We start from the raw sequence: 25,071 nt of genomic DNA, 5'->3' as shown, positions 1-25,071 counted from the left end.
GTTCGGGTTGACTGGAATCCGAAGAGATCAATGATTGATATTTTTAACAACAAAGGTGTTGCATCATGTCGGTACCCCCGCGTGCCGTTCAGCTTAACGAAGCGAACGCGTTCCTTAAGGAACATCCTGAGGTTCTGTACGTTGACCTTCTGATTGCGGATATGAATGGTGTGGTGCGCGGCAAGCGCATTGAACGCACCAGCCTCCACAAGGTTTACGAGAAAGGCATCAACCTGCCGGCCTCTCTATTTGCTCTGGATATCAATGGCTCGACGGTGGAAAGCACCGGCCTGGGCCTGGACATCGGCGATGCTGACCGAATCTGCTATCCAATCCCCGACACCCTGTGCAATGAGCCCTGGCAGAAGCGCCCGACCGCGCAGCTGTTAATGACCATGCACGAACTCGAAGGTGATCCTTTCTTCGCCGACCCGCGCGAAGTCCTGCGACAAGTCGTAGCCAAGTTTGACGAGATGGGCCTGACTATCTGCGCTGCGTTCGAACTGGAGTTCTACCTGATCGACCAGGAGAACGTGAACGGCCGCCCACAACCGCCGCGCTCGCCGATCTCCGGCAAACGCCCGCATTCGACACAGGTCTACCTGATCGACGACCTCGACGAATACGTCGACTGCCTCCAGGACATTCTGGAAGGCGCCAAGGAGCAAGGCATCCCTGCAGACGCGATCGTCAAGGAAAGCGCCCCGGCACAGTTCGAAGTGAACCTGCACCACGTGGCCGACCCGATCAAGGCCTGCGACTATGCGGTCCTGCTCAAGCGTCTGATCAAAAACATCGCCTACGACCATGAGATGGATACCACCTTCATGGCCAAGCCTTACCCAGGCCAGGCGGGTAACGGTCTGCACGTCCACATCTCGATTCTTGATAAAGATGGCAAAAACATTTTTGCCAGCGAGGATCCCGAGCAGAACGCCGCACTGCGTCACGCGATCGGCGGTGTGCTCGAGACCCTGCCGGCGCAGATGGCTTTCCTCTGCCCGAACGTCAACTCCTACCGTCGTTTCGGCGCACAGTTCTACGTGCCGAACTCGCCGTGCTGGGGTCTGGACAACCGCACCGTGGCCATCCGCGTACCGACCGGTTCCTCCGATGCCGTGCGCATCGAGCATCGTGTCGCCGGCGCCGACGCCAACCCGTATCTGTTGATGGCTTCGGTTTTGGCCGGTGTACATCACGGCCTGACCAACAAGATCGAGCCAGGCGCACCCGTGGAAGGCAACTCCTACGAGCAGAACGAGCAAAGTCTGCCGAACAACTTGCGTGATGCACTGCGTGAGCTGGATGACAGCGAAGTCATGGCCAAGTACATCGATCCGAAATACATCGACATTTTTGTCGCCTGTAAAGAGAGCGAGCTGGAGGAGTTCGAACACTCCATCTCCGACCTCGAGTACAACTGGTACCTGCATACCGTGTAAGCGGTTGCAGTAAAAAACAACGCCGCCGGCTATTGAAGCCTGCGGCGTTTTTTTATGGCCAACATCAAACCTGTGGCGAGGGAGCTTGCTCCCGCTGGGTCGCGAAGCGGCCCCAAAACAGTCAATGAGGTGTGTCTGACAGAACCGTATCGCTGTTACAGGGAGTCCTTCGGCCTCCAACGGGAGCAAGCCCCCTCGCCACAGGGGATATGGAACATCTGCCCGCTCTGCGTACAATGCCCGCTGCCCCGCAGGAGACTTCAATGACGCGCACCGCCACCATTCGCAAACCCCGCGCCCGCAGCCAGGCCCGGATCGATTCGATACTCGATGCCGCCCGCACGCTGCTGGCCGCCGAGGGCGTGGCCAGCCTGTCGATCTACAGCGTCGCCGAACGCGCGGAGATTCCGCCCTCCTCCGTCTACCACTTTTTCGCCAGCGTCCCGGCCCTGCTTGAAGCCCTGACCGCCGACGTCCACGCCGCGTTCCGCCACTGTCTGCAAGCGCCCATCGACCACCATGCCCTCAACGGCTGGCGCGATTTGTCGCGACTGGTGGAACAACGCATGCTCGCCATCTACGACGAAGACGCCGCCGCCCGCCAACTGATCCTCGCCCAGCACGGCCTGACCGAAGTCACCCAAGCCGACCGCCAGCACGACATCGAACTCGGCGACCTGATGCACAAGCTGTTCGACCACCACTTCGAACTGCCGACGCTGCCAAGTGATGTCGATGTGTTTGCCCTGGCCATGGAACTGGGGGACCGAGTGTATGCACGCTCGGTGCAGCAGCATGGGCAGATCACGCCGAGAATGGCTGAAGAAGGGATGCGCGTGTTTGATGCTTATCTTGGGTTGTATTTGCCACCCTATCTGCCCAAGAGAAATCTCTAGCGCCTTCACTGGCCTCATCGCGGGCAAGCCCGCTCCCACAGGTTTATCTGTCGCTCACAAAATCTGAATCCATTGGAGATGCTTGTGGGAGCGGGCTTGCCCGCAATGGCAGCACCACCAGTTTCAATTCAGGCAGACATAGAAAAACCCCGAAGGGCTCACACCCTCCGGGGTTGTTGTTTGCGCACGCGCTTACAACTTGGCGATCGACACCTCGGTGGATTTCACAAACGCTATCACTTCACTGCCGACCACCAGTTCCAGCTCTTTCACCGAACGGGTGGTAATCACCGAAGTGACGATGCCGGAGGCGGTCTGCACGTCGATTTCCGACAGCACGTCACCCAGCACGATTTCCTTGATCGAGCCTTTGAACTGGTTGCGAACGTTGATGGCTTTGATAGTCATGATGTTGATTCCTGTCGTTGGATGAATCTTTAAGTTATTGAGCCCAGCGCAATTGCGTAGGCAGTGGTGAAACAGGTTCCGGTTCCGGCGGTTGGCCAGGCAGGGACAGCACGCGGTTAAGCACTTCGGTTTCCAGCGCCGCCAGCCGATGGGAGCCACGGACCCGAGGGCGCGGCAGTTCCACATGCAGGTCGAGGCCGACTTCGCCCTCTTCAATCAGGATCACCCGATCGGCAATCGCCACCGCTTCGCTGACATCGTGGGTCACCAGCAACACGGTGAAGCCATGCTGTTGCCAGAGCCGCTCGATCAGTTGCTGCATTTCGATTCGGGTCAGGGCATCCAATGCGCCCAGGGGTTCGTCGAGCAACAGCAAGCGCGGTTGATGAATCAACGCGCGAGCCAGGGCCACACGCTGCTTCTGCCCGCCAGACAACGCTGCCGGCCACTCGTTGGCGCGATCCGCCAGGCCGACCGCCTCAAGGGCTTCCAGTGCTTGCGCCCGCCAGTTGCCCTTGAGCCCGAGACCAACGTTGTCGATGACCTTTTTCCAGGGCAGCAGACGGGCCTCCTGAAACATCAATCGGCTGTCATCCCGCGCATCACTCAGCGGCGCTGCGCCGGCAAACAGCTCACCAGCCGTGGGCTTATCGAGACCGGCGAGCAAGCGCAGCAAGGTACTTTTGCCGCAGCCGCTACGCCCGACCACCGCCACAAACTGCCCGGCCGGAATGTGCAGATCGATTTCACGCAGCACTTGCCGCGAACCGAAGTTTTTTTGCAGCTTGCGCACGGCCAGCGGAATACCGCGCAGCAGGCGTGGAGGCTGTTGAGCCGTCATGCGGCACCTCCCTTGGCAACCTGATAAGCCGGATGCCAGCGCAGCCACACACGTTCAAGCCCACGCGCCGCAAGATCAGCCAGCTTGCCGAGCACCGCGTACAAAAGAATCGCCAGCACCACAACGTCGGTCTGCAAGAACTCCCGGGCATTCATCGCCAGGTAGCCGATGCCCGAACTCGCGGAAATGGTTTCCGCCACGATCAATGTCAGCCACATAAAGCCCAACGCGAAACGCACACCGACCAGAATCGAAGGCAATGCACCCGGCAGGATCACTTGGCGAAACAGGCTGAAACCGGACAAGCCATAACTGCGCGCCATCTCCACCAGCGCCGGATCGACGTTGCGGATACCGTGATACGTGTTGAGATAGATCGGGAACACCGTGCCCAACGCCACCAGAAATACCTTCGCCGACTCATCGATGCCAAACCACAGGATCACCAGTGGAATCAGTGCCAGGTGCGGTACGTTGCGGATCATCTGCACCGAACTGTCGAGCAGGCGCTCGCCCCATTTTGACAAACCCGTGATGAAACCCAGGGCCAGACCAATGCCGCCACCAATGGCGAAACCGAGCGTCGCGCGCCAGCCGCTGATGGCCAGGTGAGTCCAGATTTCACCGCTGCTGACCAGGCTCACACCGGCTTCGATCACCGCGATCGGCGCCGGCAGAATCCGCGTCGACAACCAGCCTGCCGATACCGACAACTGCCATACCGCCAGCAACAAGACCGGCAACACCCAGGGCGCGAGGTTGTTGATGATTTTCTTCATAGTGAATTACTGCGCTTTGGCTACGGCCGCCGGTGGCGTCCAGATCACGTCTTTGATGCTCAAGGGTTTGGGAATCAGCTTGAGCTGGTAGAAGCTGTCGGCGATTTTTTGCTGGGCCGCGACTACATCAGGGGTCAGGAAAAGTGCACCGTAGCCTTGGCGTTTCATCGAGGTCAGGGTGATGTCCGCTGGCAGGCCGAGCAGTGGCGAAACTTGCTTGGTCACGTCCTCGGGATTGGCCTTGGACCATTCGCCGACGGCGCGCACTTCTTCCACCAGCGCCTTGATCACTTCGGGATTTTTCTGCGCGTAAGGTTTGGTCGCCAGGTAGAACTGGTGGTTGTCGACGATGCCTTGGCCATCGCGCAGAGTGCGCGCTTGCAATTGCTGTTCGGCGGCGGCCTGGTACGGGTCCCAGATCACCCAGGCATCGACACTGCCACGCTCGAACGCGGCACGGGCATCGGCTGGCGGCAGGAACACGGTCTGGATGTCGGTGTATTTGAGGCCGGCGTCTTCAAGCGCACGCACCAACAGGTAGTGCACATTGGAGCCTTTGTTGAGCACGACTTTCTTGCCCTTGAGGTCCTGCACCGATTGGATCGGCGAGTTCTTCGGCACCAGGATCGCTTCGCTATGGGGCGCTGGCGGCTCATAGGCGACGTAAAGCAGATCGGCGCCGGCCGCTTGGGCGAACACCGGTGGCGTTTCACCGGTGACGCCGAAGTCGATGGAGCCGACGTTCAGGCCTTCGAGCAGTTGTGGGCCGCCGGGGAATTCAGTCCATTGCACGTCCACGCCTTGGGCGGCGAGGCGTTTTTCCAGAGTGCCTTTGGCTTTAAGTAGCACCAGGGTGCCGTACTTCTGATAACCGATTCTTAGTGTCTCAGCCTGAGCTTGAGCAATAACGCCGAAGGACACAGCCGCAGCAAACAGAGCGACCAGACCACGACGCAAAATGACAGGGCGCATGGCGCTCTCCTTTTTGCAGTTGGGTTTTGGCTGCACCTGCTTGCCCGTTAGCGGGCCAGTAAGGTGAAGTACTTCAAATTCAGGTGTGGCTTAAGTGCAGGTTTAAATGCTCCAGCGAGCACTCAGCAAACGTTCATTCAACAGGTTAGGATCGAGCGGCCTGGGCCGACGAGCCATGGCGCTGAAAAACTGCTCCAGCGCTTCAAACAATCGTTGCGCAAGCTCCGGCGCCAACTGTGCCTGGGCGCTGCCTTCGCCGTAAGCGATCTGGCTGTCCACGGCGAAAATCCCCTGCAGCATTTCCTGGGCTTTCAACGCCGACAGCACCGGTTTGAGCGCGTAATCCACCGCCAGCATGTGGGCGATGCTGCCGCCTGTAGCCATCGGCAGAACCACCTTGTGGCTCAGGGCACGTTCGGGCAGCAGATCGAGCAGGGTTTTCAGCGCGCCGGAGAACGACGCTTTGTAAACCGGCGTGGCGATCAGCAAGCCATCGGCGTTTTCAATCTGTTGCAGCAGGTCGATCACCTTCGGGCTGTCGAAGCGGGCATGCAGCAAATCTTCGGCCGGGAAGTCCCGTACCTGGTAACTCACCACTTCCACCCCTTGCTCTTGCAACCAGCGTCGCGAGCGCTCCAGCAAAACTCCGGAACGGGACCGTGGGCTGGGACTGCCACCGAGTGAGACGACCAGCATTCAGACAATTCCTTGAGCGGTGTTGGCGATTCGCGGCTTGCGATCTCGCGTCGATGGAATGACCTTAACAGCTGATTAATATATCCATAAATCATATTTATTCATTTGGTTATACTTTAAATGAATATACAGATTGTCTTTTTTCAGGCAAAAAAACAGGCCGTCGAAACGGCCCGAAATCCCCTGCTTTGTGGATGACATGAAATTTTCACTGGCTGGTCTGCCGCCTTCGCGGGCAAGTCGGATCGCCGCACCGCCGCTCCCACAGGATTTTAGGTCTGCCACACATCTCTGACCCTCCCCAGTCCACTGTGGGAGCGGGTTTGCCCGCGATAGCGATTTCAGCCACACCGCAAAATTCGGATAACTACCTGTTCGGTTGAGGCGTCAGGCGCAGGTACGGTTTCACCGCGCGATAACCCTTGGGAAAACGTCGTTTGATTTCGTCTTCGTCCTTGAGCGACGGCACGATCACCACTTCATCACCGTCCTGCCAGTTGGCCGGGGTCGCCACCTTATAGTTGTCGGTGAGCTGCAGCGAATCGATCACCCGCAAAATTTCATTGAAGTTACGGCCGGTACTCGCCGGGTAAGTAATCGTCAGCCGGATCTTTTTGTTCGGATCGATCACAAACAGCGAACGCACAGTCAGGGTGTCGTTGGCATTCGGATGGATCAGGTCGTACAGGCCGGACACTTTACGATCCGCATCGGCGAGGATCGGGAAGTTGACGATGGCGTTCTGGGTTTCGTTGATGTCCTCGATCCACTTGTGATGCGAGTCCACCGGGTCTACCGACAGAGCAATGGCTTTGACGCCACGCTGGGCGAATTCATCCTTGAGCCTGGCGGTGAAGCCCAACTCGGTGGTGCACACCGGCGTGAAGTCCGCCGGATGGGAAAACAACACGCCCCAGCTTTCGCCCAGCCATTCGTGGAAACGGATAATGCCGGCGCTGGAATCCTGTTCGAAATCGGGGGCGATATCGCCAAGTCTGAGGCTCATGGTGCTGCTCCTTGTGAGTGCTTGTTGAGCCCAACTGTGCCTGCGTTCCTTAGAGATTAAAAAGAATAAATATCGATTTATTTAGATCATAATTGAATATTAAATATCTGTTCACTGGACCTGAATGCACATGAGGACGAACATCGCCGACAAGGTTCGAGAAGGCCTTGAGTTGCTGCAAAAGAGGGGAATTTCAAGGAGGGTTTACGGGGGTGAACCCACCTTGAAAACGCAAAAGCCCCGCCCGGCGTGATGCCGGGCGGGGCTTTTTTACGTCGGTTACGCGAGTGCTGTTACAACAGCGGGATCGAGTAGCTGACGATCAGGCGGTTTTCGTCCTGGTCGCGCTGACCTGGGACGTCGTTGCGCCACATGGCGTTTTTCCAGGTGAGGCCCAGGTTTTTCAGCGGACCTTCTGGCACTACGTAAGCCAGGGTCAGGTCACGTTCCCACTCGGAACGGCCGGAACCGTTCTCGCGACCATTGGTACCCACGGTATCAATGTTGTCGCCACGCAGGTAAACGATGCCGGCAGTAGCGCCTGGCAGACCAACCTTGGCGAAGTCATACGAGTAGCGAGCTTGCCAGGTACGTTCGCCGGCACGGGCGAACTTGGCGATCTGGCTGTCGGTAGTCAGGTAAGCCGACGAGCCGTCACCCTGGTTCAGCCAAGGGAAGTCGCTGCTGCCGTTGCTGACCTGATAACCGCCGCCAAAGGTGTGACCGGCAACGGAGTACAGGAACAGGCCGCTGTACAGGTTGTTGTCGACTTCGCCTTTACCGCTGCGGAAGCCCTGATAGTTACCGGAGGTGTAGTAAGCCGAGTCGTGACCGTTGGCACCATCATCAGAGCTGTTGAAGTAACGCAAGTCAGACTTCAACACACCAGGACCGATCGACCAGTTGTGAACCAGGCCCAGGAAGTGTTGCTTGTAGAAGTCTTCCAGGTTGCCGTAGTAGTACTGGGCAGTCAGGTCTTTGGTGATTTTGTAGTCACCGCCGCCGTAGATGAACTTGTTGCTGTCACGGAAGCCAGTACCGCGAGTGTTCGCACCAGCGATCGACAACTCTTCGTTGTTGCTGGAGTTACGGCCCTTGGCGTGCTCGATCTGACCACCGACCAGTGTCAGGTCCTTGATCTCGTTCGAAGTGATCTGACCGCCCTGGAAGGTTTGCGGCAGCAGACGACCGTCGTTGGTCACGATCACCGGCAGTTTTGGCTGCAGGGTGCCCAGCTTCAGTTCGGTCTGGGAGATCTTGGCCTTGGCAGTCAGACCCAGGCTGGAGAAGTTATCAACCGCTTCGCCGTTGGACTTGCTTGGGAAAACAGTACCACCGTAGGAGGTAGGGGTGGCGCCGTTGGTGCCGCCGCCCGAATCCAGACGCACGCCCAGCAGGCCGATAGCATCAATACCGAAGCCAACGGTGCCTTGGGTGTAGCCAGAGATGAAACGCAGATCGAAGCCTTGGCCCCACTCTTCGTTTTTGCTCTGAACGTTGGAAGCAGTTCTAGCTGCCGAATCGCGGTTATCGGTGTTGATGTAGAAGTTACGCAGCCCCAATGTGGCCTTGCTGTCTTCGATGAAACCGGCGGCGCCTGCCTGCTGCGCCAAAACCCCTACGGCCACAGCCAGGGCCAAGGTGGACTTCTTCATTGTTTCGCTCCTCTCGTTCTAATTTTTGTGTTCTTTGGTCTTGGGTCTAACGCCCAGATCCACAGATGCGCGATTAGCGCCAGACCGTGACTGACAAGTCAATCGTAACCATGTGTGTCTACGACCAAGGTCTAACCGCAGTGATTTGGTCCCTGCAGGGTAATGATTTCCTCATAAACCCAAAAAGAATTATTTCATTCTTTTTAATACCCTTTAGGAATATAGCTCACTGATCAAGATCCGAACCGGGACCCAAGGTATCGGCTCATAAGCTAATTCCTAAATGGTATTTATTGGCCTTTTTTTAGATCGATTAGCGTTGGCGTATTCCCCATACGTCAATCACTTTCGAAAAGGCGACGCCATCATGGCCAAACGCGCACTATCTAGTCAATTTGTTACAGTTTGTGTATCGCTGATATTTTCTTTTTCCGCTCAGGCGGCGACTCTCACCGTCGGTTATCAAACCGGTATCGACCCCAGCAAAGTCCCTCAGGCCGATGGCGTATACGAGAAAACCATTGGCCAGAAAATCGATTGGCGTCGCTTCAACAGTGGCCCGGAAGTGGTCACCGCCATTGCGTCCGGCGATGTGCAAATTGGCAATCTCGGCTCAAGCCCGCTGGCGGCAGCCGCTTCGCGCAATCTGCCGATTGTCGCGTTCATTGTTTCGGCTCAGATCAACGCTGCCGAAGCACTTGTGGTGCGCAATGGCAGCGGCATCGATAAACCGGAAGATCTGATCGGCAAAACCATCGCCACGCCCTTCGTTTCAACCTCCCACTACAGCCTGCTCGGCGCGCTGAAGCACTGGGGCCTGGACGCCTCGAAAGTCAAAGTGGTGAACCTGCAACCGGCGGAGATCGCCGCAGCCTGGAAGCGTGGCGACATCGATGGCGCGTTTGTCTGGTCGCCGGCGTTGGGGGAAATCCGCAAGACCGGCAAGACGTTGACCGACGCCGCGCAGGTCGGCCAATGGGGCGCGCCGACCTTCGAGGTGTGGGTCGCTCGCAAGGATTACGCCGAGAAGCATCCTGAAGTCGTGGCCCGATTTGCCAAGGTCACGCTGGATTCATTCGCCGACTATGCCGCCCATAAAGACAGCTGGACCGCCGATTCGGTACCTGTGCAGAAAATCGCCAAATTGACCGGTGCCAATGCCGCCGATGTGCCGGAGCTGCTGGCCGGTTCCGCATTCCCGGATGCCAAGGCACAACAGACCACCGCGCTGCTCGATGGCGGCACAGCCAAGGCAATTGGCGAGACGGCGAAGTTCTTGAAGGAGCAAGGGAAGGTCGAGACGGTGCTGCCGGATTATTCACCGTACGTCAGCGCGAAGTTTGTCTCTGAATAACACGCAAAACCTGTGGCGAGGGAGCTGGCTTTCGCTGGAGGCCGGAGGACTCCCAAACCCGACAACGCGGTGAATCAGTCATAACGCGTTTACTGGTTTTGAGGCCGCTTCGCAGCCCAGCGGGAGCAAGCTCCCTCGCCACAAAAGCCAACACGGACAGCCACCCAGTCAGAGGGTTTTTTCGAAGATCTTCGAATTACGCTGGTAGTTGTAAAGCGATGCCCGCGCCGATGGCAGGCGTTCGACGCTGCTTGGCACGAAGCCCCGCTCACGAAACCAGTGGGCCGTCCGGGTCGTCAGCACGAACAAGGTTTTCAGACCCTGTGCCCGGGCGCGGGTTTCGATGCGTTCCAGCAGTTCATCGCCGCGACCGCCATGGCGGTACTCCGGGTTCACCGCCAGACACGCCAACTCCCCGGCATCCGAATCGGCGATCTGATACAGCGCCGCGCAGGCGATGATCATACCTTCGCGTTCGACCACGCTGAACTGCTCGATCTCACGCTCCAGCACCTCGCGGGAACGGCGCACCAGAATGCCCTGCTCTTCCAGCGGACTGATCAAATCCAGCAAGCCGCCAACGTCTTCAATGGCCGCCTCGCGCACAACCTCGAATTGCTCCTGGGCCACCAGCGTACCGCCACCGTCACGGGTGAACAGTTCGGTCAGCAGCGCGCCATCTTCGGCGTAGCTGACGATGTGACTGCGCGCCACCCCGCCCCGGCACGCTTCAGCGGCCGCGTCCAGCAGCTCGGCCTGATAATTGTTGCCCAGGCGTTGCAGATGCGCCGGCACCTGTTGCGGACGCAATTCGCGAACCAGGCGACCATTTTCATCGATCAAGCCCAGATCGGCGCCGAACAGCAGCAGCTTGTCCGCCCCCAGATCGATAGCGGCGCGGGTGGCGACATCTTCGCAAGCGAGGTTGAAGATCTCACCGGTCGGCGAGTAACCCAACGGCGACAACAGCACGATGGAGCGTTCGTCCAGCAGACGATTGATGCCCTTGCGATCGACCCGGCGCACTTCGCCGGTGTGGTGATAGTCGACACCTTCAAGTACGCCGATCGGCCGCGCAGTGACCAGATTGCCGCCGGCCACCCGCAGGCGTGAGCCCTGCATCGGTGACGAGGCCATGTCCATGGACAGCCGCGCTTCGATGGCGATGCGCAGTTGGCCGACCGCATCGATCACGCACTCAAGCGTCGCCGCATCGGTGATGCGCATGCCATGGTGGTAATGCGGGGTCAGGCCACGAGCAGCGAGGCGGGTTTCAATTTGCGGACGCGAACCGTGAACCAGCACCAGTCGTACGCCCAGGCTGTGCAACAGCACCAAGTCGTGGACGATGTTGCCGAAGTTCGGGTGCTCGACGCCGTCGCCGGGCAGCATGACGACGAAGGTGCAATCGCGGTGGGCGTTGATGTAAGGCGAAGCGTGACGAAGCCAATTGACGTATTCGGGCATGAACCTGGGCCTGTAATAAATAGCAGCCGAAAAAAGGGTAAAGCAGTAAACGCACAGCGGGCTGATGGTTATCGTCGGAACAGGCTTGGCGACACGCGCGCTCTCCTCATGAATACGGGTTGGGACACTGGCAATTTACAAGGCTTGTCAGGCAAATCACATACCCTGTGGGAGCGAGCCTGCTCGCGATAGCGGTACATCAGTCGACATTTCAGTGACTGTTACACCGCGATCGCGAGCAGGCTCGCTCCCACATTGATTTCGCTCAACTGGCCGGTGTCAGGCAGTAATGTTCAATCAGTTGACGTAATAGATGCACGGTAGGCTGCAAACGTGACATTTCGAGGTATTCCCCCGGTTGGTGTGCGCAGGCGATATCACCCGGCCCCAATACCAATGTTTCACAACCAAGACGCTGAAGATAAGGCGCTTCCGTGCCGAACGCCACTGCTTCGGCGCGATGGCCGGTGAGCTTTTCAGCGACCCTCACCAATTCCGAGTCCTCGGCCTGCTCGAACGGCGGCACCTCGGGGAACAGCGGCGCGTAATCGATCTTCACCATATGCCGTTCGGCAATCGGATTGAGTTTCTGCAAAATCGCTGCGCGAAGGGCTTTGGGGTCCATGCCTGGCAACGGACGCAAGTCGAACTCCAGCGAGCACTGGCCGCAGATGCGGTTGGGGTTATCGCCGCCGTGAATGCAGCCGAAATTCATCGTCGGTTGTGGCACGCTGAACTGCAGGTTACGGAATTCACGCTGCCACGCCAAGCGCAAGCCGCGCAGTTCGCCGATAGCATCGTGCATGGCCTCGAGGGCACTGTGACCCAGACGCGGGTCCGAGGAATGGCCGCTCTGGCCGAGGATGTCGATGCGCTCCATCATGATGCCTTTGTGCATCCGGACCGGCTTCAGCCCGGTCGGCTCGCCGATCACCGCCGCGCGACCTAATGGCCGCCCGGCTTCGGCCAGAGCGCGAGCGCCGGACATCGAGCTTTCTTCATCGCAGGTGGCGAGGATCAGCAAGGGTTGCTTGAACGGTTGGTCAAGCAAGGGTTTGACGGCTTCGATGGCCAGGGCGAAAAAACCTTTCATGTCGCAACTGCCCAAACCGATCCAGCGCCCGTCCACTTCCGTCAGTTTCAGCGGGTCGGTCTGCCACAACGCCTCGTCGTACGGCACCGTATCGCTGTGACCGGCCAACACCAGGCCGCCGGGGCCGGAGCCAAAACTGGCCAGCAGATTGAATTTGCCGGGGCTGACCTGCTGGATATCGCAGGCAAAACCCAGGTCCCCGAGCCATGTCGCCAACAAGTCGATGACCGGCCGATTGGTTTGATCCAGGCTGGGTTGGGTACAGCTGACGGACGGCGCGGCGATCAGCGCAGCGAACTGATCTTTCATGGACGGCAAAGGCATCGCTGACTCCCAACACTCCCGAATTGAAGTCCATCATAGAACCATCAGGCGACAGGAATAAACCGTCGCGGCGCGTAGGGTCTTTCGCCACCAAGTGTCAACAGACCCTACACCCCTTCAGTCCTGTACACTGCACGACCTTGGCAGCCACACATTCCCCCGGCTGCGCTCCCGATCCTGGATTTTCCGGCCATGCAGAAAGAAACCGAAATCAAACTCCGCGTCAGCCGCGAAACCCTCGCCGCCCTGCGCGAGCACCCGTTACTGAAAAAACGCAACAAAAGTGGCTGGGAACGCCGTGAGTTGATGAACCAGTACTTCGACACGCCTGAGCGCGACCTGGCCCGCGCCAAGGTTGCCCTGCGCCTGCGCCGCGATGGCGAAGAAGTGATTCAGACCCTCAAGACCCGTGGCCAGAGCGTCGCCGGTCTGTCCGAGCGTCACGAGTACGACTGGTCCCTGCCCAAAGCCAAACTCGACGTGAAGAAACTCGACGGTGAATGCTGGCCCGAAGAGCTGGCCGAGCTGGACAAGAAAACCCTGAAAGCCATCTTCACCACCGATTTTGTTCGCGAACGCGCGGAAATCGCTTGGGGCCGCGGCAAGACCAAAGTGGTCATCGAAGCCGCGCTCGACCTGGGCCACGTAGTGGTCGGCAAGCAGAAAGAAGAAATCTGCGAGCTGGAGCTGGAGCTGCGCGAAGGCGAACCGGCCGCGTTGCTGGAACTGGCCGCCGAACTGGCTGCGACCCTGGCGCTGATGCCATGTGACATCAGCAAGGCCGAACGCGGTTATCGCCTGTTCGACGCCAACAGCTACTCGCTGAGCTTGCCGGCGCCGCAGATCACCGCCGAAATGCCGCTGGACGATGCGTTCGCCGCCCTGAGCTGGCATTTGCTGAGCAGCAGCCAGCGTCTGGCCGAGCAGTATCGCTTCAATGGCCACTGGCGCCTGTTGCAGGACTGGGTCGAGAACCTCGCTGAAATGCGCGCACTGATCAGCAGCCTCGGTCAGGCCGCACCGCGTCAGTCGACTCACGATCTGCGGGTCGCGCTGGATGCCCTGCTGGAAGACTGGCGCCCGCTGGTACAAGCCGGCCTGGACGACGAAGACGTGCGCAAAGCCGCGCCGGAGCAGTTCCTCGAAGAGCTGGAAGATCCGCGCTGGGGTCTGTTCTCCCTGAACACTTCGCGCTGGTTGCTGGCCCGCACTTGGGCCGCCGATCGCAACACCCGTGGTAATCGCCAGGGTGCGGCACAACTGGGCAGCTGGCTGCCGCGCATGCTGGGTGAAGAAGCCAACTCGCTGCAATTGCAGCGTTACCAGCAACAACCGGAAGACCTGGCCGAACAGTTACCGCGCATCGAACGTATCCAGGCCTGGCTGCACCATGCCCGTAGCGTGCTGGAGATCCCGGAGATGGATCGCCTTTATGGTGAGCTGAAACAACTGGCGCAACTGGCTAACGAGCCGATCACCGATGAAATCCTGGATGCGCGTAAGCAGCAGGCGATTGCGGTGTATCAGAATCGTGCCTGGAAGATGCTCCTGCGTATGTAAGACCGCCATCGCGGGCAAGCCCGCTCCCACAGGGATCAAGTTGGAACGCGCATCGTGTTTCAACACAAAATACTGTGGGAGCGGGCTTGCCCGCGATGAGGCCCTCACTCACCGCAAGACTTGGCTCAGCGCAACACCGGCAAACTCGTCGTGGATTTGATCTCCGACAACGCCACAATCGAGTTGACCTCCTGAATCCCCGGCACCATCGACAGCTTCTCGAAGAAGAAGCGCTCATAAGCCTCGATATCCGCCGTGACGATCCGCAGCAAGAAATCCACCGACCCCATCAGCACATAACATTCCAGCACTTCGGGAAAACCGCGAATCGCCTCGGTGAACTCAGTGAAGTTCGAACGTCCGTGGGCGTTGAGTTTGATCTCGGCGAAGATCTGCGTGTTAAGGCCGATTTTCTTGCGGTCAAGCAACGTCACCTGACCGCGAATGATCCCCTCTTCCTTCATCCGCTGAATCCGCCGCCAGCACGGCGACTGCGAGAGCCCTACCTGTTCGGCAATCTGTGCACTGGAAAGCGAAGCGTCCTCTTGCAGCAACGCGAGAATCTTGCGGTCGTAGCCATCCAGCTCGCTGTGCATAGAAAAACCTATAGTGGGTACTAAATCGAATTGATCTATTCGATAAACGGTCAATAAGCCCAATCATAGATAAGAAATGCCCCGCACCGAATGTAAAAATTCCTCCAGTGATTTTGGAGACTGACCATGCCGCATTTAGAAGCCGTGAACACCCCGCCCGCCCGCGCCGATGTCTGGAACGTCAGCAACGCCCACTGCCGCGTTCACTATCAATTACTGGCCGAGGCCGAGCCGGATCTGCTGTGTCGGGCGCTCAATCTGTTCGCCTTGCAGTTTCTGACGCCGCAGCAGGTCAACGTGCAGCGTATGGAAGATCTGCTATCGATCGACATCGTCATGGACGGTCTGAGCTGGCACCGCGCTCAAGTGATCGCGGAAAAATTACGAAACCTGATCAGCGTCTGCTCGGTAAACCTGCAAGCGGCTGATTCTGCGTGGGGAGAGCCGGCTCAGGCAGCTGGTTAAAAAAACCTGAAAAAACCCGACACGACTTGGTCCGGTAGTGGCCCAACGGTTTACGGGTGCGCGACTATCCTTTGCGAACGGTTGTTCATAAGGAGCCCGCATGTCCGTTCAACTCGCCACTCAGGACCGCTGGCTGGACCTTAACGATTTGCTGCGTGAACTGGTCGCCCAAGGCTTTATCAGCCAGGACTCGGCCGAACACGCACTCAACGCCCGCCGCCGTCACGCCATAAATGGTCAGCAGCATCCGCTGGAATTCATTGCCAGCCAACACCTGGACGACCTCAGCCGTCCCGGCAAACACCTCGATCTGGAAAGCCTGACACTGTGGCTGTCTCAGCAGGCCGGCCAGCCTTACTTGCGCATCGACCCGCTGAAAATCAATGTCGCGGCCATTACGCCGTTGATGTCCTATGCCTTCGCCCAACGCCACAAGATTCTGGCGGTGTCCATCGACCGCGACGCCGTCACCGTGGCCAGCGCCCAGCCCTTCGTCAGCAGCTGGGAAGCCGACCTGACCCACGTGCTGAAGCTGCCGATCAAGCGCGTGGTGGCCAACCCGGTGGACATCCAACGCTTCAGCGTGGAGTTTTTCCGCCTGGCCAAGTCGGTCACCGGCGCCACCAACGCTGATCAGCAAGTAAGCACCTTGGGCAACTTCGAACAGTTGCTCAACCTCGGCGCCAGCGACCAGGAGCCGGACGCCAACGATGCGCACATCGTCAACATCGTCGATTGGCTGTTCCAGTACGCGTTCCAGCAACGGGCCAGCGATATCCACATCGAACCCCGGCGCGAGCAAGGCACGGTGCGCTTTCGCATCGACGGCGTGCTGCACAACGTCTATCAATTCCCGCCGCAGGTGACCATGGCCATCGTCAGCCGCCTGAAAAGCCTGGGGCGGATGAACGTCGCAGAAAAGCGCAAACCCCAGGACGGCCGGGTAAAAACCAAAACCCCGGACGGCGGTGAGGTCGAGTTGCGGCTGTCGACATTGCCGACGGCGTTCGGCGAGAAGATGGTCATGCGGATCTTCGACCCGGAAGTGCTGCTCAAAGACTTCGATCAGTTGGGTTTTTCCGCCGATGACCTGCGTCGCTGGCAAGACATGACCCGCCAGCCCAATGGCATCATTCTGGTGACCGGGCCGACCGGTTCAGGCAAGACCACCACGCTGTACACCACCCTGAAGAAACTGGCGACGCCGGAGGTCAACCTCTGCACCATTGAAGACCCGATCGAAATGGTCGAACCGGCGTTCAATCAGATGCAGGTCCAGCACAACATCGACCTGACCTTTGCCGCCGGCGTGCGCGCACTGATGCGGCAAGACCCGGACATCATCATGATCGGCGAGATCCGCGACCTCGAAACCGCCGAAATGGCGATTCAGGCCGCACTCACCGGCCACTTGGTGTTGTCGACGTTGCACACCAACGACGCCCCGAGCGCCATCAGCCGCTTACTGGAACTCGGCGTGCCGCATTACCTGATCAAGGCCACGGTGCTAGGGGTCATGGCTCAGCGTCTGGTCCGGACCCTTTGCCCGCATTGCAAGGCGCCATTAACTTTGGGCGAGGACGACTGGCACACCCTGACCCGGCCTTGGCAAGCGCCACTGCCAAGTAACGCACAACGCGCCATCGGCTGCCTGGAATGCCGCGAAACCGGTTATCGCGGCCGCGCCGGGGTGTACGAAATCATGCAGCTGACTGACGGCATTAAAGCGCTGATCAACCCTGATACCGATTTGCTGGCGGTCCGCCGTCAGGCCTTCAAGGAAGGCATGCGTAGTTTGCGGCTGTCGGGGGCGCAGAAAGTGGCGGCGGGTTTGACCACGATCGAAGAGGTGTTGCGAGTGACGCCGCAGAGTGAGCAAAAGTAGGCAATAGTCCCGGTAGCACGCGTTCAGACATATAAAGCCCCAAGTCGAACACAACGTTGCAGGCCTTTTGCCCTACACTCTGGCCATCGCAACTCCACCAGATGGACAGGGACCGTTATGGGTATTGCACTGATTCTTTTCGTCGCGCTGGCCGTGGCCATTCTTTTCATGGGTTTCAAGGTGGTGCCTCAGGGCTTTGAATGGACGGTCGAACGTTTCGGCCGTTACACCAACACCCTCAAACCAGGCTTGAACATCATCATTCCGGTGATGGACCGCATCGGTCGCAAGATCAACGTGATGGAAAGCGTGCTGGACATCCCGCCTCAGGAAGTCATCACCGCCGACAACGCCACCGTGCAAATCGACGCCGTGTGCTTCTTTCAGGTGGTCAACACCGCCCAGGCCGCCTACGAGGTGAACAACCTCGAACACGCGATCCGCAATCTGCTGCAAACCAATATCCGTACCGTGCTTGGCTCCATGGAGCTGGACGCGATGCTCAGCCAGCGCGACAACATCAACGAAAAACTGCTGCGCACCGTTGATGAAGCCACGGCGCCATGGGGCATCAAGATCACCCGGATCGAGATCAAGGACATCAGCCCACCCGCCGACCTGATGGCCGCCATGTCCGGCCAAATGAAAGCCGAGCGGATCAAACGCGCACAAATTCTTGAAGCCGAAGGTTTGCGCGCCTCGGCGATCCTCACCGCCGAAGGCAAGAAGCAGGCGCAAATTCTGGAAGCCGAGGGTAGCCGTCAGGCGGCGTTCCTCGAAGCCGAGGCCCGGGAGCGTCAGGCCGAGGCCGAAGCCCAAGCCACCAAAGTCGTGTCCGAAGCCATCGCCGGCGGTAACGTGCAGGCGGTCAATTACTTCGTTGCACAGAAGTACATCGATGCCTTGGGCAAACTGGCCTCGGCCAACAACAGCAAAGTGATCCTGATGCCGCTCGAGGCCAGTTCGATGATCGGCGCAGTCGGCGGCATTGGCGAAATCGTCAAAGCCACGTTCGACGGCAAGAAAGGCTGAGGTCGGTGCCTATGGAGTTGTTTTCGTTCTGGAGCTGGTTGGCCCTGGGCACGCTGTTGTTGATCCTCGAGGTATTCGGGGCCGGTGGTTATCTGCTGTGGATCGGCATGGCAGCCGCCGCCGTCGGCGTGCTGACCTTCGTGATACCGGGCTTGCCATGGGAATTGCAGGTGCTGCTGTTTGCGATTTTTTCAATCCTCACCGCGCTGTACTGGTGGAGACGTCAGCGCAGCGTGGTGCGGGTCAGTGACCAGCCGAATCTGAACCTGCGAGGACAGGATCTGATCGGCAAGGTGTTCGTAGTCACCGAAGCGATTGTCAACGGTCGCGGCAAGATCAAGGTCGCCGACGGCGTGTGGATGGTCCGAGGGCCTGATACCGCGTCCGGCAGCCGTGTTCGGGTGATCGGGCAGCAAGGGGCGATTTTACTGGTGGAGCGAGCCGACTAACGTCACGGAACTCGATTGGGTCATTGGCAATCAAAGCCCGCAGTTAAAACCCAGTGGAGTCACCTTTTATGCGTCTCAAACTTGCTGTCGCTACCTTCGCCGTGTTGTCCCTTCAAGTCGGTTCGGCGATGGCTGATGACAGCTTTTTGCGTAACGTCCTTACGTCCGGTGCCACCACCGGTACGTCCTACCTGACCTCCAGGGATCACAAGCTGGTCGTCGCCGCCCAGGACGACGCCGGTAGCTTTGTCGCCAGTGACGGCGCCATTCGCGGCCCCTACCTGGAAGCCGCGATGCAGAAAGTCCGCGCCGACAACCCTGGCCTGCAAGCCACGGACATGGAACTGGCGAATGCAATCCTGGCGAAGAATGCCATCGCCTCGAAATAAGCTTTATTGCTGGTCGAAAATGCCGCTCCCGGGAGCGGCATTTTTTATGGGTCAGGGAAATTGCATAGCTATTGCCTACGATAGCCAACGCCAAAGCGCCAACATGCTGGCGAGTTTTCACCGACCTGTTGAGGAAAGGTCTGATATGAAAGCGTGGCATGCAAACTCAAACTTTGTCGATTCGGATTACCCCTACAAGCGAACCGACTCACATGAAAAAAACAGCCTTATCTTTACTGCTGCTGACCGCCACCTTCAACCAGATATCGCACGCCGACGGTCTATATGGCTCGATAAAAATCCAGAGCGCTCAACAAGACCTTTCCAGCGCCCTGCTCACCAGCCCGCGGGTGAATAACCGCATCATCAGCCCCGACAGCAACAAGGACATCACCGGCTCCGTTGCGCTAGGGTATGGATTCAAGGGTGATTGGCGTCTGGAAGGCGAGTACACGATCAAGCAAGACTCGGAATTCAAGAGTCACTGGGCGCCGTTCAACGCCAACGTCAACAACATGCAAGTCTCGTCCCGCCGGCTGATGGTCAACGGCTACAAGGATTTCCCTCTCAACGAATACCTGTCGCTGTACGCGATGGCCGGTGTCGGTGTGGCACACATCAACTCCGAGGGCTATCAATCCAACCCTTCGCGACGGTTCGCCAACAACAGCCAGAACAACTTCGCCTATGCCCTGGGCGTCGGGGCAGACCTCAAGCTCAATCAGCAAATCACCCTCGGCACCGGCTACCGGTACGTCGACATAGGTGATATTGAAACCGGCTACAACACCTTTGCCAACCGCATTAACGCACGGGACGAACAACTCAAGGGCAAACTCCGGGAGCAGAACCTATACGTCGAGGCACGAATGTCGTTCTGATTCATTGCCCATAAAAAATGCCGCTCCTTATGAGCGGCATTTTTTTGCCCGACACTATTCAGCGATATTCATCCACCGGCACACACGCGCAAAACAGATTGCGGTCGCCATAGACATTGTCCACACGGTTCACCACCGGCCAATACTTATGGGCCTTGGTGTGAGCATCCGGCGTCACCGCCCGCTCAATGCTGTATGGGCGCTCCCAAACCCCGGTGATGTCGGCCAAGGTATGGGGTGAGCGTTTCAGCGGGTTGTCTTCGGCCGGCCAGTTGCCGTTCTGCACCTCGGTGATTTCCGCGCGGATACTCAGCATCGCGCCGATAAAACGGTCCAGTTCCGCCTTCGACTCACTCTCGGTCGGTTCGACCATCAACGTCCCTGGCACCGGGAATGACATGGTCGGCGCATGAAAGCCGTAGTCCATCAGGCGTTTGGCAACGTCTTCTTCGCTGATCCCGGTCAGCGCCTTGAGCGGCCGCAAGTCGAGGATGCATTCGTGGGCCACTCGCTCATTGCGCCCTGTGTAGAGCACCGGGAACGCCCCGGACAAATGCTGCGCCAGGTAATTCGCGGCAAGAATCGCCACCTCGCTCGCATCCGCCAGTTGCGGGCCCATCATGGCGATGTACATCCAGCTGATCGGTAGAATGCTTGCACTGCCCCAGGGTGCCGCGCTCACCGCGCCGTTCTCCGGCAGCGGGCCATCGATTGGCACTACCGGGTGATTGGCAACGAACGGCGCCAAGTGCGCCCGAACGCCGATCGGGCCCATCCCCGGTCCGCCACCGCCGTGGGGAATGCAGAAGGTCTTGTGCAAGTTCATGTGCGACACATCGGCACCGATGTCTGCCGGCCGTGCCAATCCAACCTGCGCATTAAGGTTGGCGCCATCCATGTACACCTGACCGCCATGGCTGTGGATAACTTCACAGATCTCGCTGATACCTTCCTCGTAGACCCCATGGGTCGAAGGATAAGTCGCCATCAGGCAGGCGAGTTTATCCCCCGCCTCCGTGGCTTTTTCCTTCAGATCATTCAGATCGACATTACCCCCCTCGTCGCACTCGACGATCACTACCCGCATCCCGGCCATTTGCGCCGAGGCCGGGTTGGTGCCGTGGGCCGAGGACGGGATCAGGCAGATATTCCGCGCACCCTGATGGCGGCTCTCGTGATATTTGCGGATCGCCAGCAACCCGGCGTATTCGCCCTGAGCACCCGAGTTGGGTTGCATGCAGATCGCATCGAAACCGGTGATCGCGCACAGCCAGCGCTCCAGCTCTTCGATCATCAAGGAATAACCCACCACCTGCTCTTTCGGCACAAACGGATGCAGGTTGGCGAACTGCGGCCAGGTGATGGGGATCATCTCGCTGGTGGCATTGAGCTTCATGGTGCAGGAGCCCAGCGGGATCATCGATTGGTTGAGCGCCAGGTCTTTGTTTTCCAGCTGCTTGAGGTAACGCAGCATTTCGGTTTCGCTGTGATGAGCGTTGAACACCGGATGACGCAGATACGGTGTACTGCGCTGCAACCTGGCAGGAATGCCGGATACCAGCGCTTCGGCGTCCAATTCGTCGACGTTGAGCCCATGATCGGCACCGAGAAACACATCGAACAGCTTCGCCACGGTGGTTTCGTCACAGGTTTCGTCGAGGCTGAGGCCGAGCTGTCCACGGCCGAGAATGCGCAAGTTGATCTGCGCCGCCTGGGCACTTTCGATGACCGCAGTCTGAGTGCCACCGACCTCCAGGGTCAGGGTGTCGAAGAAGTGTTGGTTGAGACGCGTAATGCCGTGACGCTCCAGGCCGGCAGCGAGGATGCAGGTTAGACGGTGCACTCGCTGGGCGATCCGTTTTAGCCCCTCCGGACCGTGGTAGACCGCGTAGAAACTGGCGATATTGGCCAGCAGCACCTGAGCGGTACAGATGTTCGAGTTGGCCTTCTCCCGGCGAATATGTTGCTCGCGGGTTTGCAGGGCCATGCGCAGGGCGACGTTGCCGCGAGCATCTTTCGATACGCCGATGATCCGCCCGGGAATCGCCCGTTTGTATTCGTCGCGGCTGGCAAAAAACGCCGCGTGCGGGCCGCCGTAACCCATGGGCACGCCGAATCGCTGGGACGAACCGAACACCACGTCGGCGCCCAACTCCCCCGGCGGAGTCAGCAACAGCAGGCTCAGCAGATCGGTCGCCACACAGGCCAAGGCTTGCTGGGCATGCAGATGATCGATCAATGGACGCAGATCGCGCACTTCACCGTGGGTGTCGGGATATTGCAGCAGCGCGCCGAACACCTGGTGCTGTTTCAAGTTATCCACAGCGTCGACGATCAGCTCGAAACCGAACCCTTCGGCCCGGGTCCGCACCACGGAAATGGTCTGCGCGTGGCAATTCTCATCGACGAAAAACAGGTTACTTCTGGATTTGGCCACGCGCTTGGCCAGAGCCATGGCCTCGGCTGCCGCCGTGGCTTCATCGAGCAGCGAGGCGTTGGCCAGTTCCAGGCCGGTCAGGTCGATGGTCAGCTGCTGGAAATTCAGCAACGCTTCGAGCCGGCCTTGGGCGATCTCTGGTTGATAGGGCGTATAGGCGGTGTACCAACCGGGATTTTCCAGCACGTTGCGCAGGATGACGGCCGGCGTGAGGGTGCCGTGGTATCCCATGCCGATCAGGCTGGTCCAGACCTGGTTCTGCTCGGCGTAGCCCCGCAACTTGGCCAGTGCGGCTTCCTCGTCGAGGGCCGGAGGCAAGTCCAGTGGCCGGTTGAGGCGGATTCCCGGCGGCACCGTCTGCTCGATCAGTTCGACCCGGCTGCCAAGACCAAGGCTGTCGAGCATCGCCTGCTGCTCGGCGGCATCGGGGCCCAAGTGGCGGCGCAGGAAGGTATTGGGGTCGCGTAACTGGCTCAAGGACGGCAACTGGGACATGACGGGCTCTCTCTAGACTGGCGCTCGGCGTCGATGCAATGCGGTCAAACCAGCATAGCAGTCGCTGTCACAGTGCCTTGAAGAAGGAGTCGTATGTAAACGATGTAGGCGCTGCCGAAGGCTCGGGCCGCGTTCGGCAGCTCCTACGGGGCGAGCATTACTCGCCGATAGCAGCCTTGTAGGCCGCCGGGTCGAGCAGGTTGTCCAGCTCGGAGGTATCGCTTGGCTCGAGTTTGAAGAACCAGCTGTCATAAGGCGCGCTGTTGACCAGTTCCGGGTTGTTGGCCAACTCTTCGTTAACGGCAATGACGGTGCCGGAAACTGGCGAGTAGATATCCGACGCGGCCTTGACCGACTCGACGACACCTGCAGCCTCACCGGCAGCGAACACTTTGCCGATTTCCGGCAGCTCAACGAACACTACGTCACCCAAGGCTTCCTGAGCATGGTCTGAAATACCCACTTTCACGCCGCCATCATGGTCTAGACGGGCCCATTCGTGACTTTCGGCAAAACGCAGGTCGGTTGGGATATCGCTCATGTTCTGTGTCCTCAAGAAGAAATGTCAGCGGTCGATCCCGCCGGAATGAGTTAGATCAAGGTTTTGCCATGGCGTACGAAGGTCGGTTTGACCACTCGAACCGGGTACCACTTGCCACGGATTTCCACTTCAGCGCGGTCGGCGGTGGCCGCCGGTACGCGCGCCAGTGCAATCGACTTGCTAAGCGTAGGAGAGAAACTACCACTGGTGATCTCCCCTTCGCCAACATCAGCGATGCGAACCACCTGATGCGCCCGTAAAACTCCACGTTCTTCCAGGACCAGCCCCACCAGTTTGTGCTGTACGCCATCGGCCTGTTCGGCTTCCAGGGCGCTGCGGCCGATGAACTGGCGCGTGGCCGGTTCCCAGGCAATGCTCCAGGCCATGTTGGAAACCAATGGCGAAACGTCTTGATGAATGTCCTGACCGTAGAGGTTCATGCCAGCTTCGACACGCAAGGTATCGCGCGCGCCGAGGCCGATCGGGGAAATACCCGCGCCCACCAGATCGTTGAAGAAACCCGGTGCCTGATCGGCCGGCAGCACGATTTCCAGACCATCCTCACCGGTGTAACCGGTGCGCGCGATGAACCAGTCACCGTCGGTCTGACCTTCGAAATATTTGAGCTGCTGAATCAGCGCCCCACGGGACTGAGTCACCAGTTCGGCAATCTTGTGCCGGGCGTGAGGCCCTTGAATAGCCAGCATCGCCAACTCGGAACGCTCGTTGAGCTGCACATCAAAGTCGCCGAGATGAGCCTGCATCCAGGCCAGGTCCTGATTGCGGGTGGAGGCGTTGACCACCAGACGATAACCGTCCTCGAGACGGTAGACGATCATGTCGTCGACGATGCCACCGTGCTCGTTGAGCATGGCGCTGTACAAGGCACGGCCGGGGCTGTGCAGACGTTCGACGTCATTGGCCAGTAAATACTGAAGCCAGGCCTTGGCCTGGGGGCCGTCAACATCGATCACGGTCATGTGGGATACATCGAAAACCCCGCAATCGCGGCGCACCTGATGGTGTTCCTCGACCTGCGAGCCGTAATGCAGAGGCATATCCCAACCGCCAAAATCGACCATCTTCGCGCCGAGGGCGAGATGAAGGTCATACAGAGGCGTACGCTGTCCCATGGGTTTCTCCTTCCGGGCGTGGCGAAGGTGCGGACAGGCGCTGCACGGGGTGAATGCCTTGAAATAAAAGGCTTTCAGCCGTTTCAGCGACCCGGTCTGAAAGACGGACCGCACCGAATGCCGCGCATTGTAGCCGCAAGGTGCAGGACTGGCACAGCGCCCTGTCTCACGAATCACTGTCCCGTTTTGACGGCGCCTGTTATTGCCATGCTGCGTTGCCGTTCCTGGCAATAACAGTCACTCGTCAAACTCGGGACGGATTCGCGAGACTGGGC

General features: G+C 58.9%; 23 protein-coding genes. 10 read left to right on the top strand and 13 right to left on the bottom strand.

Going from position 1 to position 25,071, the window contains the following annotated elements:
• The first annotated feature begins 65 nt into the window (after positions 1–65).
• Together ACZ3HH_RS08940 and ACZ3HH_RS08935 are read left to right on the top strand one after the other, a co-directional pair.
• Entirely contained in the window at positions 66–1,442 is a 1,377-nt protein-coding gene (locus ACZ3HH_RS08940) for a glutamine synthetase family protein (protein WP_007897683.1), read from the top strand.
• Between the two features lie 263 nt (positions 1,443–1,705).
• A complete protein-coding gene (locus ACZ3HH_RS08935) occupies positions 1,706–2,338 on the top strand; it encodes a TetR/AcrR family transcriptional regulator (protein WP_465804108.1) in 633 nt (210 codons plus the stop codon).
• A 192-nt stretch (positions 2,339–2,530) separates the two neighbouring features.
• Here the strand turns inward: ACZ3HH_RS08935 and ACZ3HH_RS08930 are convergent, their stop codons facing one another.
• From ACZ3HH_RS08930 to ACZ3HH_RS08900, 7 genes are all read right to left on the bottom strand, one after another.
• Positions 2,531–2,746 (bottom strand): TOBE domain-containing protein, encoded by a 216-nt coding sequence (locus tag ACZ3HH_RS08930; protein WP_003229256.1) that lies wholly within the window; start codon positions 2,744–2,746, stop codon positions 2,531–2,533.
• A 34-nt stretch (positions 2,747–2,780) separates the two neighbouring features.
• Entirely contained in the window at positions 2,781–3,587 is an 807-nt protein-coding gene (gene ssuB, locus ACZ3HH_RS08925; protein WP_465804107.1) for an aliphatic sulfonates ABC transporter ATP-binding protein, read from the bottom strand.
• On the bottom strand, positions 3,584–4,366 hold the full coding sequence (gene ssuC / locus ACZ3HH_RS08920; protein ID WP_465804106.1) for an aliphatic sulfonate ABC transporter permease SsuC: 783 nt from the start codon (positions 4,364–4,366) through the stop codon (positions 3,584–3,586). Before ssuC ends, ssuB begins: the two co-directional genes overlap by 4 nt.
• 6 nt (positions 4,367–4,372) lie before the next feature.
• The gene (locus ACZ3HH_RS08915) at positions 4,373–5,338 is read right to left on the bottom strand and encodes a sulfonate ABC transporter substrate-binding protein (protein WP_465804105.1); all 966 of its coding nucleotides are present in this window, start codon (positions 5,336–5,338) and stop codon (positions 4,373–4,375) included.
• 102 nt (positions 5,339–5,440) lie between these two features.
• Entirely contained in the window at positions 5,441–6,034 is a 594-nt protein-coding gene (ssuE, locus tag ACZ3HH_RS08910) for an NADPH-dependent FMN reductase (protein WP_123360975.1), read from the bottom strand.
• A gap of 367 nt (positions 6,035–6,401) precedes the next feature.
• On the bottom strand, positions 6,402–7,040 hold the full coding sequence (locus ACZ3HH_RS08905; protein ID WP_465804104.1) for a peroxiredoxin: 639 nt from the start codon (positions 7,038–7,040) through the stop codon (positions 6,402–6,404).
• 293 nt (positions 7,041–7,333) lie between these two features.
• The gene (locus ACZ3HH_RS08900) at positions 7,334–8,695 is read right to left on the bottom strand and encodes an OprD family porin (RefSeq protein ID WP_465804103.1); all 1,362 of its coding nucleotides are present in this window, start codon (positions 8,693–8,695) and stop codon (positions 7,334–7,336) included.
• A 367-nt stretch (positions 8,696–9,062) separates the two neighbouring features.
• Here ACZ3HH_RS08900 and tauA point away from each other — a divergent pair, with 367 nt between their 5' ends.
• Positions 9,063–10,049 (top strand): taurine ABC transporter substrate-binding protein, encoded by a 987-nt coding sequence (gene tauA, locus ACZ3HH_RS08895; protein ID WP_465804102.1) that lies wholly within the window; start codon positions 9,063–9,065, stop codon positions 10,047–10,049.
• A gap of 168 nt (positions 10,050–10,217) precedes the next feature.
• On the opposite strand, the gene argA is transcribed toward tauA, so the two are convergent.
• Together argA and argE are read right to left on the bottom strand one after the other, a co-directional pair.
• On the bottom strand, positions 10,218–11,516 hold the full coding sequence (gene argA / locus ACZ3HH_RS08890) for an amino-acid N-acetyltransferase (RefSeq protein ID WP_465804101.1): 1,299 nt from the start codon (positions 11,514–11,516) through the stop codon (positions 10,218–10,220).
• A gap of 265 nt (positions 11,517–11,781) precedes the next feature.
• The gene (gene argE / locus ACZ3HH_RS08885; RefSeq protein WP_465804100.1) at positions 11,782–12,933 is read right to left on the bottom strand and encodes an acetylornithine deacetylase; all 1,152 of its coding nucleotides are present in this window, start codon (positions 12,931–12,933) and stop codon (positions 11,782–11,784) included.
• 192 nt (positions 12,934–13,125) lie between these two features.
• On the opposite strand from argE, the gene ACZ3HH_RS08880 reads away from it, so the two are divergent.
• Positions 13,126–14,493: a CYTH domain-containing protein gene (locus ACZ3HH_RS08880; protein ID WP_465804098.1), complete on the top strand. Its 1,368-nt coding sequence runs from the start codon at positions 13,126–13,128 to the stop codon at positions 14,491–14,493.
• Positions 14,494–14,618: 125 nt separating this feature from the next.
• Here the strand turns inward: ACZ3HH_RS08880 and ACZ3HH_RS08875 are convergent, their stop codons facing one another.
• The gene (locus ACZ3HH_RS08875; protein WP_018927598.1) at positions 14,619–15,089 is read right to left on the bottom strand and encodes an Lrp/AsnC family transcriptional regulator; all 471 of its coding nucleotides are present in this window, start codon (positions 15,087–15,089) and stop codon (positions 14,619–14,621) included.
• A gap of 126 nt (positions 15,090–15,215) precedes the next feature.
• Between ACZ3HH_RS08875 and ACZ3HH_RS08870 the strand changes: the two genes are divergently transcribed.
• From ACZ3HH_RS08870 to ACZ3HH_RS08845, 6 genes are all read left to right on the top strand, one after another.
• Positions 15,216–15,554 (top strand): hypothetical protein, encoded by a 339-nt coding sequence (locus ACZ3HH_RS08870; protein ID WP_465804097.1) that lies wholly within the window; start codon positions 15,216–15,218, stop codon positions 15,552–15,554.
• Between the two features lie 100 nt (positions 15,555–15,654).
• Positions 15,655–17,439: a type IV pilus assembly ATPase TfpB gene (gene tfpB, locus ACZ3HH_RS08865; protein ID WP_465804096.1), complete on the top strand. Its 1,785-nt coding sequence runs from the start codon at positions 15,655–15,657 to the stop codon at positions 17,437–17,439.
• Positions 17,440–17,556: 117 nt separating this feature from the next.
• Complete coding sequence (locus tag ACZ3HH_RS08860; RefSeq protein WP_123360967.1) at positions 17,557–18,471, top strand: SPFH domain-containing protein; 915 nt, start codon at positions 17,557–17,559, stop codon at positions 18,469–18,471.
• Positions 18,472–18,482: 11 nt separating this feature from the next.
• The gene (locus tag ACZ3HH_RS08855; RefSeq protein WP_465804094.1) at positions 18,483–18,920 is read left to right on the top strand and encodes an NfeD family protein; all 438 of its coding nucleotides are present in this window, start codon (positions 18,483–18,485) and stop codon (positions 18,918–18,920) included.
• Between the two features lie 68 nt (positions 18,921–18,988).
• On the top strand, positions 18,989–19,309 hold the full coding sequence (locus ACZ3HH_RS08850) for a DUF2388 domain-containing protein (protein ID WP_007899427.1): 321 nt from the start codon (positions 18,989–18,991) through the stop codon (positions 19,307–19,309).
• Positions 19,310–19,521: 212 nt separating this feature from the next.
• Positions 19,522–20,190: an outer membrane protein gene (locus ACZ3HH_RS08845; RefSeq protein WP_465804092.1), complete on the top strand. Its 669-nt coding sequence runs from the start codon at positions 19,522–19,524 to the stop codon at positions 20,188–20,190.
• Positions 20,191–20,248: 58 nt separating this feature from the next.
• Here ACZ3HH_RS08845 and gcvP read toward each other — a convergent pair whose 3' ends face one another.
• From gcvP to gcvT, 3 genes are all read right to left on the bottom strand, one after another.
• Positions 20,249–23,122, bottom strand: a complete 2,874-nt coding sequence (gene gcvP / locus ACZ3HH_RS08840) for an aminomethyl-transferring glycine dehydrogenase (protein WP_465804091.1) — start codon at positions 23,120–23,122, stop codon at positions 20,249–20,251.
• 157 nt (positions 23,123–23,279) lie between these two features.
• Positions 23,280–23,663 carry a glycine cleavage system protein GcvH gene (gene gcvH, locus ACZ3HH_RS08835; protein ID WP_465804089.1) on the bottom strand — a complete coding sequence of 128 codons (384 nt, stop codon included), beginning with the start codon at positions 23,661–23,663 and terminating at the stop codon, positions 23,280–23,282.
• A gap of 50 nt (positions 23,664–23,713) precedes the next feature.
• Entirely contained in the window at positions 23,714–24,796 is a 1,083-nt protein-coding gene (gene gcvT / locus ACZ3HH_RS08830) for a glycine cleavage system aminomethyltransferase GcvT (protein WP_465804087.1), read from the bottom strand.
• Between the last annotated feature and the right edge of the window lie 275 nt (positions 24,797–25,071).

It is taken from the genome of Pseudomonas sp. PME37.24/025 (assembly GCF_055556615.1).
The sequence above is the reverse complement of the archived record's forward strand: the minus strand, read 5'-3'. Positions and strand labels throughout refer to the sequence as shown.

Coding starts and splice junctions, on each gene's coding strand:
- ACZ3HH_RS08875 (WP_018927598.1), bottom strand. CDS start 15,089: ATGCACAGCGAGCTGGATGGCTACGACCGCAAGATTCTCGCGTTGCTG.
- gcvP (WP_465804091.1), bottom strand. CDS start 23,122: ATGTCCCAGTTGCCGTCCTTGAGCCAGTTACGCGACCCCAATACCTTC.
- ACZ3HH_RS08880 (WP_465804098.1), top strand. CDS start 13,126: ATGCAGAAAGAAACCGAAATCAAACTCCGCGTCAGCCGCGAAACCCTC.
- ACZ3HH_RS08940 (WP_007897683.1), top strand. CDS start 66: ATGTCGGTACCCCCGCGTGCCGTTCAGCTTAACGAAGCGAACGCGTTC.
- tfpB (WP_465804096.1), top strand. CDS start 15,655: ATGTCCGTTCAACTCGCCACTCAGGACCGCTGGCTGGACCTTAACGAT.
- ssuB (WP_465804107.1), bottom strand. CDS start 3,587: ATGACGGCTCAACAGCCTCCACGCCTGCTGCGCGGTATTCCGCTGGCC.
- gcvH (WP_465804089.1), bottom strand. CDS start 23,663: ATGAGCGATATCCCAACCGACCTGCGTTTTGCCGAAAGTCACGAATGG.
- ACZ3HH_RS08930 (WP_003229256.1), bottom strand. CDS start 2,746: ATGACTATCAAAGCCATCAACGTTCGCAACCAGTTCAAAGGCTCGATC.
- ACZ3HH_RS08900 (WP_465804103.1), bottom strand. CDS start 8,695: ATGAAGAAGTCCACCTTGGCCCTGGCTGTGGCCGTAGGGGTTTTGGCG.
- gcvT (WP_465804087.1), bottom strand. CDS start 24,796: ATGGGACAGCGTACGCCTCTGTATGACCTTCATCTCGCCCTCGGCGCG.
- ACZ3HH_RS08860 (WP_123360967.1), top strand. CDS start 17,557: ATGGGTATTGCACTGATTCTTTTCGTCGCGCTGGCCGTGGCCATTCTT.
- argE (WP_465804100.1), bottom strand. CDS start 12,933: ATGCCTTTGCCGTCCATGAAAGATCAGTTCGCTGCGCTGATCGCCGCG.
- ACZ3HH_RS08850 (WP_007899427.1), top strand. CDS start 18,989: ATGCGTCTCAAACTTGCTGTCGCTACCTTCGCCGTGTTGTCCCTTCAA.
- ssuE (WP_123360975.1), bottom strand. CDS start 6,034: ATGCTGGTCGTCTCACTCGGTGGCAGTCCCAGCCCACGGTCCCGTTCC.
- ACZ3HH_RS08935 (WP_465804108.1), top strand. CDS start 1,706: ATGACGCGCACCGCCACCATTCGCAAACCCCGCGCCCGCAGCCAGGCC.
- ACZ3HH_RS08870 (WP_465804097.1), top strand. CDS start 15,216: ATGCCGCATTTAGAAGCCGTGAACACCCCGCCCGCCCGCGCCGATGTC.
- ACZ3HH_RS08845 (WP_465804092.1), top strand. CDS start 19,522: ATGAAAAAAACAGCCTTATCTTTACTGCTGCTGACCGCCACCTTCAAC.
- ACZ3HH_RS08905 (WP_465804104.1), bottom strand. CDS start 7,040: ATGAGCCTCAGACTTGGCGATATCGCCCCCGATTTCGAACAGGATTCC.
- ssuC (WP_465804106.1), bottom strand. CDS start 4,366: ATGAAGAAAATCATCAACAACCTCGCGCCCTGGGTGTTGCCGGTCTTG.
- tauA (WP_465804102.1), top strand. CDS start 9,063: ATGGCCAAACGCGCACTATCTAGTCAATTTGTTACAGTTTGTGTATCG.
- argA (WP_465804101.1), bottom strand. CDS start 11,516: ATGCCCGAATACGTCAATTGGCTTCGTCACGCTTCGCCTTACATCAAC.
- ACZ3HH_RS08855 (WP_465804094.1), top strand. CDS start 18,483: ATGGAGTTGTTTTCGTTCTGGAGCTGGTTGGCCCTGGGCACGCTGTTG.
- ACZ3HH_RS08915 (WP_465804105.1), bottom strand. CDS start 5,338: ATGCGCCCTGTCATTTTGCGTCGTGGTCTGGTCGCTCTGTTTGCTGCG.